Genomic DNA, 14412 nt, shown 5'->3' on the forward strand with positions numbered 1-14412 from the left:
GGAGAACACATGATACAGGCAGTCTTTGAGAGAGCCGAAGATGGCGAGCTGAGGAGTGCGGAAATTACTGGACACGCCGAGAGTGGCGAATACGGCTTAGATGTCGTGTGTGCATCGGTTTCTACGCTTGCCATTAACTTTATCAATTCTATTGAGAAATTTGCAGGCTATGAACCAATCCTAGAATTAAACGAAGATGAAGGTGGCTATCTGATGGTTGAAATACCAAAAGATCTTCCTTCACACCAGAGAGAAATGACCCAGTTATTCTTTGAATCATTTTTCTTAGGTATGGCAAACTTATCGGAGAACTCTTCTGAGTTCGTCCAAACTAGAGTTATCACAGAAAACTAACACGGAGGAAAACATTATGTTAAAAATGACTCTTAACAACTTGCAACTTTTCGCCCACAAAAAAGGTGGAGGTTCTACATCAAACGGACGTGATTCACAAGCGAAACGTCTTGGAGCTAAAGCAGCTGACGGACAAACTGTAACAGGTGGATCAATCCTTTACCGTCAACGTGGTACACACATCTATCCAGGTGTAAACGTTGGTCGTGGTGGAGACGATACTTTGTTCGCTAAAGTTGAAGGCGTAGTACGCTTTGAACGTAAAGGACGCGATAAAAAACAAGTTTCTGTTTACCCAATCGCTAAATAAAAAGGTTCAGTGAACCTTTTTATCCTGAGCCTTGAAATGTAAAGGCGAGGAAGCTAGAAATAGCATTAAATAAGGCTTTCCGAGTTTTCGGAGAGCCTATTTTTTTGTTTTGGTACCCATACTTTTTAATATGTATAGTGGATTGAATCTGGAATAGAACACTGCTAAAAATTGATTTGAGTTTCCTAATCGATTTCTTCAGATTCTCTATAAGAACTGTTATCTGGTTTCAAATATTGGCTTGTCGTCCCTTCACTTGTCTGAATGGCTTGAGCCGTTCCTTCTGATAAGGGAAAAGATATTCTTTAGCTGAAACTGTCTGAGAATCCAAGCTAACAGATGGAGAGAAAAATAGCGCCAGTCTGAAGCATACTAGATGAGAGTTGTTGGAAGGCAGTCATCTAGTTTTTCTTTTCTGCTTTGGCTTTTTTCTCTTTGTCATCAGGGAAAGTAACTTGTTTCAAATCAGGGAGTTTCGCAAACTCTTCAAACATTTTGTCCAAGTCGTCTCGTTTTGTAAATTTTACAGCCATAGGTGTACCTCGATTCTAAATTCTACCTTTTCAGCACCAACTAGTAATTTAAAGTTCTCAGGAGTTAGTTGCATTGCTTTTTCATACATAAGCATAGTATGACACTTTATGGTTATTGAACAAGTCTAATCACTCCTTTCAAACTTTTGAAGATGTCCTACAAGTTTTTGAGAAGAATATTGCAAAGTTCATAGTTGAGCAACGATAGAATGAAGTGCTTTTTGAAAACAGCTACACTTCAGGTTAAAAAAATGACATTTCAGATTTTCTGTTCCAGAAATAGCTATCGCTATGATATAATTAGTTTATGATTATTACTATTCCTATAAAAAACCAAAAAGATATTGGCACACCATCTGATTCAGTCGTAGTCCTTGGCTATTTTGATGGTATACACAAGGGGCATCAAGAATTATTTCGTGTTGCCAATAAGGCTGCGAGAAAGGATTTATTGCCTATCGTGGTTATGACCTTTAATGAATCACCAAAGATTGCTTTAGAGTCTTATCATCCGGATTTATTTTTGCATATTTTGAACCCTGCTGAACGTGAAAGAAAATTAAAGCGGGAAGGTGTAGAAGAATTATATCTCCTTGATTTTAGTAGTCAATTCGCTAGTCTCACGGCAGAAGAATTTTTTGCAACTTATATCAAGGCTATGAATGCCAAAATTATTGTTGCAGGTTTTGATTATACATTTGGTTCTGACAAAAAAACAGCAGAAGATTTAAAGGATTACTTTGATGGAGAAGTTATCATTGTTCCACCTGTAGAAGATGAGAAAGGAAAGATTAGTTCAACTCGTATCCGTCAAGCTATTTTAGATGGAAATGTGAAAGAAGCAGGAGAACTTTTGGGGGCACCGCTTCCATCAAGAGGGATGGTGGTTCATGGCAATGCTCGTGGTCGTACGATTGGTTATCCAACAGCTAATTTGGTGCTTTTAGACCGTACTTATATGCCAGCAGATGGCGTTTATGTCGTTGATGTTGAGATTCAAAGACAGAAGTATCGTGCTATGGCTAGTGTCGGGAAAAATGTGACCTTTGATGGAGAAGAAGCACGTTTTGAAGTCAATATTTTTGATTTTAATCAAGATATTTATGGGGAAACCGTCATGGTTTATTGGCTTGATCGCATTCGAGATATGACAAAATTTGATTCTGTTGACCAATTAGTGGATCAGTTAAAGGCTGATGAAGAAGTCGCTCGGAATTGGTCTTAAGAGTTTGAGTAAAGAAAAAAGAGGTTGTTTGTAACCCAAAAGATAGATGATTTAGTCTAACTTTTGAGGTCACGACATTACCTCTTTTTATTCTTTTTCAAAGGTAAATCCTTCTCCAAGGATTTCATGGGCTTCTGTAATGGTTATAAAGGCTTGAGGATCGATTCGATGAATCATTTCCTTCATTTTCACAATCTCATTCCTACCGACAATACAGTAGATAATCTTCAAATCTTTTTGACTATAGTAGCCTTGACCTGAGATGAAAGTAACACCTCTTCCTAGGTCATCATTGATCGCCTTAGCAAGTTGGTCAGGACGTTTTGTGATAATCATAAAGCCTTTACCTGCGTAGCCACCTTCGCCAATCAAATCAATAACACGCGAAACGATAAAATCAAATAAGAGTGTGTAGGAAACCAATCTCAAATCCTTGAAGATAAGGAGAATGAGCATGAGAATACAAAAATCTAAGATAAAAAGTAGTTTCCCCATTGATATATGAGTGTATTTGTTGAGAATACGAGCTAGAATATCAGTTCCGCCAGTTGTACCTCCAGCATTAAAGATAATTCCAAGACCAATTCCCAAGAGAATCCCAGCTATAAGGGCAGTGATTAGTAAATCACCTTGAAGGTTAATATGAAGGGGAATACGCTCAAAAAAAGCCAACCAAGCTGACAAAGCTATGGTTCCCAGTAAACTAGAATAGAGAGATTTTGCTCCAAATATTTTCCAAGCTAGGATGAAAAGGGGAATGTTAATCAGCAAGTTCATGAGCGAAACAGGGATTTTAAAAAGATAAAAGGTGATAAGGGTAATACCTGTTGCCCCTCCTTCAAAGAGATGATGAGGAACTACAAAATAAGTCAGACCAAAAGCATAAATAGCAGCACCTAGTAAAATGGTTAAAATAGGATAAATTTTTTTAATCATAGGACACCTCTTTTCTTATAAGTTGATTATATCAAATTTTTACGGAAAATTTGAGTGACTCCATTAGGATTTTTAATCTTTTTTTGATATAATTAGAAGTAAGAAAACCAATCTGAATCCTAAAATAGAAAGATTGATACTATGACAAAAATTAAGATTGTAACCGATTCATCTGTTACTATTGAATCTGAACTTGTAAAACAATTAGATATTACAATTGTTCCATTATCTGTAATGATTGATAATGTTGTTTATTCTGATGCTGATTTGAAAGAAGAAGGTAAATTTCTTCAGTTGATGCAAGAAGCTAAGAATCTTCCGAAAACAAGTCAGCCACCTGTAGGTGTCTTCGCTGAAGTTTTTGAAGACCTATGCAAGGATGGTAGCCAGATTCTTGCTATTCATATGTCCCATGCCCTTTCTGGTACTGTAGAAGCAGCACGCCAGGGTGCTAGTTTATCTACTGCAGATGTGACTGTTGTTGATAGTTCCTTCACTGACCAAGCCTTGAAATTCCAAGTTGTTGAGGCTGCTAGATTAGCTCAAGAAGGCAAAGACATGGAGACAATTTTATCTCATGTAGAAGAGGTTAAAAACCACACAGAACTTTATATTGGCGTTTCAACTTTGGAAAATCTTGTCAAAGGTGGACGAATTGGCCGTGTAACTGGATTGTTGAGCTCACTTCTCAATATCCGTGTTGTCATGCAGATGAAAGACCATGAATTGCAGCCAATGGTTAAAGGTCGTGGAGCTAAAACTTTTAAAAAATGGTTAGATGAGTTGATAACATCGCTTTCTGAACGTTCTGTAGCAGAGATTGGAATTTCATATTCTGGTAGTGATGATTGGGCAAAAGAGATGAAAGAAAGCTTACAAGCTTATGTTGAAAAGCCAATTTCTGTTTTGGAAACGGGTTCCATTATTCAAACTCACACGGGTGAGAACGCTTGGGCTATTTTGGTACGTTACCACTCCTAAAAAAATAAATAAAATGGGAAGAAATAGCGTTTTTAACTTGACCTAAAAGGGATTTTAGGATATGATTATATTTGTTAATTAGAAATTATTTGGAGGAATCGTTAACATGGCAAACAAACAAGATTTGATCGCTAAAGTAGCAGAAGCTACAGAATTGACTAAGAAAGACTCAGCAGCAGCAGTTGAAGCTGTATTTGCAGCAGTAGCTGACTATCTTGCAGCTGGTGAAAAAGTTCAATTGATCGGTTTTGGTAACTTTGAAGTTCGTGAGCGTGCAGAACGTAAAGGTCGCAACCCACAAACTGGTAAAGAAATGACAATTGCAGCTTCTAAAGTTCCAGCATTCAAAGCTGGTAAAGCTCTTAAAGACGCTGTTAAATAATCAGCCTTTGAAAAGCCTATTGTATCAAGCTTTCTAGCTTGGGCAGTAGGCTTTTTACGTACGATAGGCATGTCGTATATCTGAGGTGTAAGTCCTCGGTGGGCACCTGCTACCGGTGAACCCAATAGCGATTCCCAAGCCTGACTATCGTGAGGTAGCGGATTAAAATGGTCTGGGGATAGACCGTTTTAAGTCTGACGTTGGAAATAAGAATCGTCAGAGGAAGGGATGGCGAAATCGTGGCTCTACGAACAGGAACGTGATAGTAAGGCGTATATAGCGGATAAGGGGGCTCAAAACTCTAAAGTCCAAAAAGGTAGTCGTAACCTATATGCGTAAATCATGAGAGTAATTGAATTCGGACTAAGGTTTGTGTGAAAAAGATAAATCTTCCTAGTGCCTAAAGACTCTGCGTCAGATTTCCTATTTTCACTGTAACCTTCTAACGTCCTCATATCTTGTATAAACTAGGAAAGATGTACGACTTATCCGCGAGGTATCATGAGCGCTGAAAGCGTAGTAACAACGAATCATGAGAAGTCAGCCGAGCCCATAGTAGTGAGGAAACTTCTGTAATGGAAGTGGAGCGAAGGGGGGAATAATCTAGTAATAAATAGAGTTAAAAAGTTGAATACTCCGAAAATATTGTATATATAGTAGTTGAATCTAAAATAGTACGAAACAATTTCTAAAACATTTATAGAAATTAATTTTACTTTCCCAATCGATTTGTTCTCATCTTATTTCAATTTGCTATACGTACGTATATAATGAAAAGAATTAAATAATAGACTTGTGCGATAACTATTTGAAGCAAGATTAGCTGGTTAGAAAATCCAACAAGATAGCGAAGGAATATAACACAAATTTTACATAATTTATTTTATGTTGCATATCCTTCGCTAAAATACTTACCATTATCTTGAATGCCTTAGGGAAACATGCTATACTACTTGTATGATTATTTTACAAGCTAATAAAATTGAACGTTCTTTTGCAGGAGAGGTTCTTTTTGATAATATTAACATACAAGTTGATGAACGTGATCGGATAGCCCTTGTTGGGAAAAATGGTGCAGGAAAGTCTACTCTTTTGAAGATTTTGGTTGGAGAAGAGGAGCCAACTAGTGGAGAAATCAATAAGAAAAAAGATATTTCTCTATCTTACCTAGCCCAAGATAGCCGTTTTGAGTCTGAAAATACCATCTACGATGAGATGCTTCATGTCTTTGATGACTTGCGTCGGACTGAGAAACAACTGCGTCAGATGGAGCTGGAGATGGGTGAAAAGTCTGGTGAGGATTTGAATAAACTGATGTCAGATTACGACCGCTTATCTGAAAATTTTCGTCAGGCAGGTGGCTTTACCTATGAAGCTGATATTCGAGCGATTTTGAATGGATTCAAGTTTGACGAGTCTATGTGGCAGATGAAAATTGCTGAGCTTTCTGGTGGGCAAAATACTCGCTTAGCTCTAGCCAAAATGCTCCTTGAAAAGCCCAATCTCTTGGTCTTGGACGAGCCAACCAACCACTTGGATATTGAAACTATTGCCTGGCTAGAGAATTACTTGGTAAATTATAGCGGCGCGCTCATTATTGTCAGCCACGACCGTTATTTCTTGGACAAGGTTGCGACAATTACGCTAGATTTGACCAAGCATTCCTTGGATCGCTATGTGGGTAATTACTCTCGTTTTGTCGAATTAAAGGAGCAGAAGCTAGCTACTGAAGCAAAAAACTATGAAAAGCAACAAAAGGAAATCGCTGCTCTGGAAGACTTTGTCAATCGCAATCTAGTCCGAGCTTCAACGACCAAACGTGCTCAATCGCGTCGCAAACAACTGGAAAAAATGGAGCGTTTGGACAAGCCAGAAGCTGGCAAGAAATCAGCCAATATGACTTTCCAGTCGGAAAAAACGTCTGGTAATGTTGTTCTGACTGTCGAAAATGCAGCTATTGGCTATGACGGGGAAATATTGTCAGAGCCTATCAATCTAGACCTTCGTAAGATGAACGCTGTTGCTATTGTTGGACCAAACGGCATTGGAAAGTCAACCTTTATCAAGTCAATTGTGGACCAGATTCCTTTTATCAAGGGAGAGAAGCGATTTGGCGCTAATGTGGAGGTGGGTTACTATGACCAAACTCAAAGTAAGCTGACAGCAAGTAATACGGTCCTTGATGAACTCTGGAATGATTTTAAACTGACACCTGAAGTTGAAATCCGCAATCGTCTAGGTGCTTTCCTTTTCTCAGGAGATGATGTTAAAAAATCAGTAGGCATGCTGTCAGGTGGCGAAAAAGCTCGCTTACTTTTAGCTAAACTGTCTATGGAGAACAACAACTTCTTGATTCTGGATGAGCCAACTAACCACTTGGATATTGATAGCAAGGAAGTGCTAGAAAATGCCTTGATTGACTTTGATGGAACTCTTCTATTTGTCAGCCACGACCGTTACTTTATCAATCGTGTAGCAACTCATGTACTTGAATTGTCTGAGAATGGCTCGACTCTCTACTTGGGAGATTACGACTACTATGTTGAGAAGAAAGCAGAAATAGAAATGAGCCAGACTGAGGAAGCTTCAACCAGCAATCAAGCAACAGAAGCAAGTCCAGTCAATGACTATCAAGCTCAGAAAGAAAGTCAAAAAGAAGTTCGTAAGCTCATGCGACAAATAGAAAGTCTAGAAGCTGAAATTGAAGAGTTAGAAAGTCAAAGTCAAGCCATTTCTGAACAAATGTTGGAAACAAACGATGCCGACAAACTCATGGAATTGCAGGCAGAGCTGGATGAAATCAGCCATCGTCAGGAAGAAGCTATGCTTGAGTGGGAAGAATTATCAGAGCAGGTGTAAAGATGGAACATCTTGGAAAAGTATTTCGTGAATTTCGAACAAGTGGAAATTATTCTTTAAAGGAGGCGGCAGGGGAGTCTTGCTCTACCTCTCAGTTATCTCGCTTTGAGCTTGGGGAGTCTGACCTAGCAGTCTCACGGTTCTTTGAGATTTTGGATAATATTCATGTCACAATCGAAAATTTCATGGATAAGGCAAGAAATTTTCACAATCATGAACATGTTGCCCTGATGGGACAAATTATTCCGCTTTACTACTCAAATGATATTGCAGGTTTTCAAAAGCTTCAAAGAGAACAACTTGAAAAGGCTAAGAGTTCGACCAATCCTCTTTATTTTGAGCTGAACTGGATTTTGCTACAGGGTCTGATTTGTCAAAGAGATTCGAGTTATGATATGAAGCAAGATGATTTGGATAAGGTGGCAGATTATCTCTTCAAAACAGAAGAATGGACCATGTATGAGTTGATTCTTTTCGGTAACCTTTATAGTTTCTACGATGTGGACTATGTAACTCGGATTGGTAGAGAAGTCATGGAGAGGGAGGAATTTTACCAAGAGATTGGTCGCCATAAGAGATTGGTGTTGATTTTGGCCCTCAATTGTTACCAGCATTGTTTAGAGTATTTTTCTTTTGACAATGCTAGCTATTTTGAGGCTTATACAGAGAAGATTATTGGTAAAAACATTAGTCTGTATGAACGGAATATTTTACATTACTTAAAAGGTTTTGCTTTGTACCAAAAAGGAAAGTGTAAAGAAGGTTGTAGCCAGATGCAAGAGGCCATGCATATTTTTGACGTGCTAGGTCTCCCAGAGCAAGTAGCCTACTATCAAGAACATTACGAAAAATTTGTCAAAGATTAATTTTCCCAAATAAGGGAAAAAATAAAAAGCTCCTTTCGGTTTTGATACAATAGTTTCAAAATTTGAGAGGAGTTTTTATATGAATCGCTATGCCGTACAGTTGATTAGTCGTGGAGCTGTTAACAAGATAGGGAATATGCTCTATGATTATGGAAATAGTGTCTGGTTGGCTTCCATAGGGACTATCGGACAGACAGTTTTAGGAATGTATCAGATTTCTGAACTCTTCACATCTATTCTCGTAAATCCTTTTGGTGGAGTCATTTCAGACCGATTTTCTCGTCGTAAGATTTTAATGGTGACAGACCTTGTTTGTGGGATTCTTTGTCTGGCTATTTCTTTCATAAGGAATGACAGCTGGATGATTGGAGCTTTGATTGGGGCTAATATTGTGCAGGCGATTGCTTTTGCCTTTTCTAGACCGGCAAATAAAGCTATTATAACTGAGGTTGTTGAGAAAGATGAGATTGTGATCTATAACTCTCGCTTAGAGCTGGTTTTGCAGGTTGTAGGTGTTAGCTCTCCTGTTCTTTCCTTCCTTGTTTTACAGTTTACAAGTCTCCATATGACGCTACTGCTAGACTCGCTGACTTTTTTCATTGCTTTTGTTCTAGTGGCTTTTCTTCCAAAAGAGGAAGCAAAAGTTCAAGAGAAAAAGGCTTTTACTGGGAGAGATATTTTTGTAGATATCAAGGATGGGTTACACTATATCTGGCATCAGCAAGAAATTTTCTTCCTTTTGCTGGTAGCTTCCAGCGTTAATTTCTTTTTTGCCGCTTTTGAATTTCTCCTCCCCTTTTCGAATCAGCTTTACGGGTCAGAAGGAGCCTATGCAAGTATTTTAACTATGGGGGCTATTGGTTCCATCATTGGGGCTCTTCTAGCTAGTAAAATTAAAGCTAATGTTTATAATCTTTTGATTTTACTAGCTTTGACAGGTGTCGGAGTTTTTATGATGGGATTACCACTGCCAACTTTTCTTTCCTTTTCTGGAAATTTAGTTTGTGAATTGTTTATGACGATTTTTAATATTCACTTTTTTACTCAAGTACAAACCAAGGTTGAGAGCGAATTTCTTGGGAGAGTACTGAGTACAATTTTTACCTTAGCTATTCTATTTATGCCTATTGCAAAAGGATTTATGACAGTCTTGCCAAGTGTACATCTCTCTTCTTTCTTGATTATTGGACTTGGAGTTGTAGCCTTATCTTTCTTAGCTCTCGGATATGTTCGGACTCATTTTGAAAAAGAGACATAAGTCTGTTTGAGTTTTAAAAATAATTCCAATCTAAGTATTTTTTCCGCCCTTCTCGTTTGTGAGGAGGGCTTGTTTTATGGTAAAATGGTCTTATGAATAAAAGAATGAATGAGTTAGTCGCCTTGCTCAATCGCTATGCGACTGAGTACTATACTAGCGATAATCCCTCGGTTTCAGACAGTGAGTATGACCGCCTTTACCGTGAGTTGGTTGAGTTGGAGGCTGCCTATCCAGATCAAGTATTAGCAGACAGTCCGACCCATCGTGTTGGTGGCAAGGTTTTAGATGGTTTTGAAAAATACAGTCATCAGTATCCTCTTTATAGTTTGCAGGATGCTTTTTCACGTGAGGAGCTTGAAGCTTTTGATGCGCGTGTTCGTAAGGAAGTGGCTCATCCAACCTATATTTGTGAGCTGAAAATCGATGGCTTATCTATCTCGCTGACGTATGAAAAGGGGATTTTAGTTGCAGGTGCAACACGTGGAGACGGTTCTGTTGGGGAGAACATCACAGAAAATCTTAAGCGTGTTAAAGACATTCCTTTAACTTTGCCAGAAGAACTAGATATCACAGTTCGTGGGGAATGTTATATGCCACGCGCTTCTTTTGACCAGGTTAATCAAGCTCGCCAAGAAAATGGAGAGCCTGAATTTGCCAATCCCCGTAATGCGGCGGCAGGCACACTACGTCAGCTGGATACAGCAGTAGTTGCCAAGCGCAATCTTGCAACGTTTCTCTATCAAGAAGCCAGCCCGTCAACTCGTGACAGCCAAGAAAAGGTTTTGAAGCACCTAGAACAACTTGGTTTTGTAGTCAATTCTAAACGAATTCTGGCTGAAAGCATGGATGAGATTTGGAATTTTATCCAAGAAGTAGGAGAGGAACGGGAAAATCTGCCTTATGATATTGATGGAGTTGTAATCAAGGTCAATGACCTAGCAAGCCAAGAAGAACTCGGTTTTACCGTCAAGGCTCCAAAGTGGGCAGTAGCCTACAAGTTTCCTGCTGAAGAAAAAGAAGCTCAACTCTTATCAGTTGATTGGACAGTTGGTCGTACCGGTGTTGTAACCCCAACTGCAAATCTGACACCTGTTCAGCTTGCTGGTACAACTGTTAGCCGTGCGACCCTGCACAATGTGGATTATATTGCTGAAAAAGATATTCGCAAAGACGACACGGTCATCGTCTATAAGGCCGGGGACATCATCCCTGCCGTTTTACGTGTGGTAGAGTCCAAACGGGTTTCTGAAGAGAAACTAGATATTCCTACAAACTGTCCAAGTTGTAACTCTGACTTGTTGCACTTTGAAGATGAAGTGGCTCTCCGTTGTATCAATCCGCGTTGCCCTGCTCAAATCATGGAAGGTTTGATCCACTTTGCCTCTCGAGATGCCATGAATATTACAGGCCTTGGACCATCAGTAGTTGAGAAATTATTTGCTGCAGATCTAGTCAAGGATGTGGCAGATATTTACCGTTTGAAAGAAGAAGATTTTCTCCTTTTAGAGGGGGTCAAGGAAAAGTCCGCTTCTAAACTATATCAGGCTATCCAAGCATCTAAGGAAAATTCAGCCGAGAAACTCTTGTTTGGTTTGGGAATTCGTCATGTCGGCAGTAAGGCCAGTCAGCTTTTACTTCAACATTTTCTCTCAATCGAAAATCTGGCTCAGGCAGATCCAGAGGAAGTGGCTAGTATTGAAAGCCTGGGTGGTGTGATTGCCAAGAGTCTTCAGACTTACTTTGCTACAGAAGGCTCTGAAATTCTTCTCAGAGAATTAAAAGAAGCTGGGGTCAATCTGGACTATAAAGGTCAGACAGTAGTAGCGGATGCAGCCTTGTCAGGTTTGACCGTGGTATTGACTGGAAAATTGGAACGTCTCAAGCGCTCAGAAGCCAAAAGTAAACTCGAAAGTCTGGGTGCCAAGGTAACAGGCAGTGTGTCTAAAAAGACCGACCTCGTCGTGGCAGGAGCAGATGCTGGAAGTAAACTTCAAAAGGCACAAGAACTTGGTATTGAGGTTAGAGACGAGGCATGGCTAGAAAGTTTGTAATGATCTTTTAAAAATAGAGTTTAGATAGAATGACAATATTTGTTAATCGGGACAAAATCGGTCAAGAATTTATTAGTGAAACAGAAATAAAATAAAAAGGAAAAATAAAAATGTATACCTACCCTATGCGCATTCATTACCATCGCAAGAATGGTGAATATGACACTTGCTCTTTTGTAAAAAGCCAGGATCAACGAATTGATTTACTAACTTACCAAGAAGATTATTTTGGTGCCTTATTTAGCTTTGAACACCCAAGTGTTCATCCCTTAGAAAGCTTGAATTTTGTGGTTCATACCGGCCAAATCAGTAAAGAATATGCTATCCGTTTTAATCACTATCCCCTCTTAACAGAGGTCTGGATTTTGGAAGGCGATGATCGGATTTATTACTCTGAAAATCCTGCTATTGCCAGTCCTTTCTATAAAAATCAAAATCCTTTTGCCTTTGATAAGGCCATTAACAGCGCTAGTTTTGACCATCATTGGGGTTACCAAGGGGAATTGGGTTGCCATGTAGAGGACAATCAGGCTCATTTTTCCCTCTGGTCACCAACAGCGACAGAAGTGCAGGTGGTTGTTTATGAATCAGCTGCTAATGATGCGCCTGTTTGGAAGACTTTTGATATGGAGAGAGGTAATCGCTACTCTTATAACCATAAGGACAATACTATTGGGGTCTGGAGTTTGGATGTTGAGGAAGATTTGACTGGTAAGGCTTATCAGTATCAAGTCCAATTCCCTCATCACGAAACACTGACACGTGATCCTTATACAATAGCGACCAGCCCTGATGGCAAACGTTCTGCTATTCTGAGCCATGCAGAAAAACAAGTCGAAAATTTCGAGGTCAAGCATGGTTCTGATGCTGCTTGGCGTTTGGAAAATCCATGTAAGGCAGTTATTTGTGAAATGCATATTCGTGATTTGACCCAATCACCGACCTCAGGTGTGGATGAACATCTTCGAGGAACGTTCTTGGGTGCTGCTCAGACTGGAACGGTTAACCAGTACGGTCAGTCAACTGCTTTTGATCATATCAAGAAGTTGGGCTACAATTATGTTCAGTTGCAACCAATTGCAGACCGTCACAAAGAATACGATGAGGACGGGAATGTAACCTACAACTGGGGTTATGATCCACAAAACTATAACGCACCAGAAACTAGTTTTTCAACTAATCCAGATGATCCAGCTCAGGTCATTCGTGATTTGAAGACCATGGTTCAAGCTTACCACGATGCGGGTATTGGTGTCATTATGGATGTGGTCTATAACCATACCTTTTCAGTTGTTGATGCACCTTTCCAAACAACTGTCCCTGATTACTATTATCGTATGAATCCAGACGGTACCTTCCAGAATGGAACGGGTGTTGGAAATGAAACAGCCAGTGAACACGAAATGTTTCGCAAGTATATGATTGATTCTCTTCTATACTGGGTGCAGGAATACAATATTGACGGATTCCGTTTTGACTTGATGGGGATTCATGATGTCAAGACCATGCAGATGATTCGTCAGAGTTTGGATGAAATTGACCCTAACATTATCCTCTATGGAGAAGGTTGGGATATGGGAACAGGTCTTGCCCCTTATAATAAGGCTAAGAAAGACAACGCCTACGAAATGCCAAATATTGGTTTCTTTAATGACAATCAGCGTGATGCTGTCAAAGGTGGAGAAGTTTACGGTGCTATCAAATCAGGTTTTGTCAGTGGTGCTGCGACAGAGCCAATTCTAGCTAAAGCAATCCTAGGAAGTCGTGAATTAGGAACCTATACACATCCAAATCAGGTGCTTAACTATGTGGAAGCCCATGACAATTACAATCTTCACGATTTATTGGCAACCCTTCATCCAGACCAAAGTTCAGAACAAATCATGCGCAAGGTTGAGACAGCCACAGCCATGAATCTGCTCATGCAAGGAATGGCCTTTATGGAAATCGGTCAAGAATTTGGTCGTACCAAACTGGTTGCGACTGGTGAGAATGGTGAGTTGACCCATGATGATAGAGAGCGTGCGATGAATAGCTATAATGCTCCTGACAGTGTGAACCAAGTCAACTGGGATTTGATCAATGAGCGTCAAGATAGTATTGAGTTTATCCGTCAAGTCATCCGATTGAAGACAAAAACTGGTGCCTTTTCTTACTCTAGCTATGATGAAATTTACCATCATGTCTTTGTGCATTCTGCGATTGAACATAGCGGCTGCCTTATCTATGAAGTTCACGGCAAAGAACATCTCTTGGTGGTTGTGAATGCTAAATCAGAACCCTATCCATTTGAAAATGCAGGAAATTTAGCTATGTTGGTAACCAATAGTCGTTCAAAAGAAGACAATGTGTTAGACGATATTAGTCTAGCTGTCTTGAGTGTTTTATAAAGACCATCTATCTCGCTATTCTAACACATCATTGGAAATGAACGAATAGAAAGAACTTAGCTGATAACTCACTTGTATAGAAAATTTGATAAATATTTTCATCAAACGTGTAAAATCAGGAAATTGTTTTCCTGGTTTTATTTTTTGCTATAAAAAATAATATTGGTAGCAAAAATACGAACTTTTTGGTATTATAGTAGAGAAAAGAAAGGCGTTTTCACATTTTTTTGAAAAAATATTGCTTTACAATTGAACGAGAAAGTGAAC

Annotated in this window: 12 protein-coding genes and 1 pseudogene; 10 read left to right on the forward strand and 3 right to left on the reverse strand. The window is 39.3% G+C overall.

Features of this window, described 5'->3' with window-relative positions; translation table 11 throughout:
* The first annotated feature begins 9 nt into the window (after positions 1-9).
* Together HT730_RS05590 and rpmA are read left to right on the forward strand one after the other, a co-directional pair.
* Positions 10-354 carry a ribosomal-processing cysteine protease Prp gene (locus HT730_RS05590; protein WP_000613699.1) on the forward strand — a complete coding sequence of 115 codons (345 nt, stop codon included), beginning with the start codon at positions 10-12 and terminating at the stop codon, positions 352-354.
* 16 nt (positions 355-370) lie between these two features.
* Entirely contained in the window at positions 371-664 is a 294-nt protein-coding gene (gene rpmA, locus HT730_RS05595) for a 50S ribosomal protein L27 (RefSeq protein WP_000916509.1), read from the forward strand.
* A gap of 209 nt (positions 665-873) precedes the next feature.
* Here the strand turns inward: rpmA and HT730_RS10490 are convergent.
* Together HT730_RS10490 and HT730_RS10635 are read right to left on the reverse strand one after the other, a co-directional pair.
* Positions 874-1010, reverse strand: a pseudogene (locus HT730_RS10490) (TIGR03943 family protein); the annotation flags it as partial.
* Between the two features lie 55 nt (positions 1011-1065).
* Positions 1066-1197: an SPJ_0845 family protein gene (locus HT730_RS10635; RefSeq protein ID WP_000268685.1), complete on the reverse strand. Its 132-nt coding sequence runs from the start codon at positions 1195-1197 to the stop codon at positions 1066-1068.
* A gap of 307 nt (positions 1198-1504) precedes the next feature.
* Between HT730_RS10635 and HT730_RS05605 the strand changes: the two genes are divergently transcribed.
* Positions 1505-2422: a bifunctional riboflavin kinase/FAD synthetase gene (locus tag HT730_RS05605; protein ID WP_173274508.1), complete on the forward strand. Its 918-nt coding sequence runs from the start codon at positions 1505-1507 to the stop codon at positions 2420-2422.
* An 87-nt stretch (positions 2423-2509) separates the two neighbouring features.
* On the opposite strand, the gene HT730_RS05610 is transcribed toward HT730_RS05605, so the two are convergent.
* On the reverse strand, positions 2510-3358 hold the full coding sequence (locus HT730_RS05610) for a YitT family protein (protein ID WP_173274509.1): 849 nt from the start codon (positions 3356-3358) through the stop codon (positions 2510-2512).
* Between the two features lie 141 nt (positions 3359-3499).
* Between HT730_RS05610 and HT730_RS05615 the strand changes: the two genes are divergently transcribed.
* From HT730_RS05615 to pulA, 7 genes are all read left to right on the forward strand, one after another.
* On the forward strand, positions 3500-4339 hold the full coding sequence (locus HT730_RS05615; protein ID WP_173274510.1) for a DegV family protein: 840 nt from the start codon (positions 3500-3502) through the stop codon (positions 4337-4339).
* A gap of 106 nt (positions 4340-4445) precedes the next feature.
* Entirely contained in the window at positions 4446-4721 is a 276-nt protein-coding gene (locus HT730_RS05620; RefSeq protein WP_001284639.1) for an HU family DNA-binding protein, read from the forward strand.
* Between the two features lie 957 nt (positions 4722-5678).
* Positions 5679-7580 (forward strand): ABC-F family ATP-binding cassette domain-containing protein, encoded by a 1902-nt coding sequence (locus tag HT730_RS05625; RefSeq protein ID WP_173307036.1) that lies wholly within the window; start codon positions 5679-5681, stop codon positions 7578-7580.
* A 2-nt stretch (positions 7581-7582) separates the two neighbouring features.
* Positions 7583-8446 (forward strand): MutR family transcriptional regulator, encoded by an 864-nt coding sequence (locus HT730_RS05630; protein ID WP_173307037.1) that lies wholly within the window; start codon positions 7583-7585, stop codon positions 8444-8446.
* A 79-nt stretch (positions 8447-8525) separates the two neighbouring features.
* Entirely contained in the window at positions 8526-9704 is a 1179-nt protein-coding gene (locus tag HT730_RS05635) for an MFS transporter (RefSeq protein WP_173307038.1), read from the forward strand.
* Between the two features lie 92 nt (positions 9705-9796).
* Positions 9797-11755: an NAD-dependent DNA ligase LigA gene (ligA, locus tag HT730_RS05640; protein ID WP_173307039.1), complete on the forward strand. Its 1959-nt coding sequence runs from the start codon at positions 9797-9799 to the stop codon at positions 11753-11755.
* 110 nt (positions 11756-11865) lie between these two features.
* Positions 11866-14145, forward strand: a complete 2280-nt coding sequence (gene pulA, locus HT730_RS05645; protein ID WP_173307040.1) for a type I pullulanase — start codon at positions 11866-11868, stop codon at positions 14143-14145.
* The last annotated feature ends 267 nt before the right edge of the window (positions 14146-14412 follow it).

Source organism: Streptococcus sp. k-628 (assembly GCF_013277475.1).
Taxonomy (GTDB): domain Bacteria; phylum Bacillota; class Bacilli; order Lactobacillales; family Streptococcaceae; genus Streptococcus.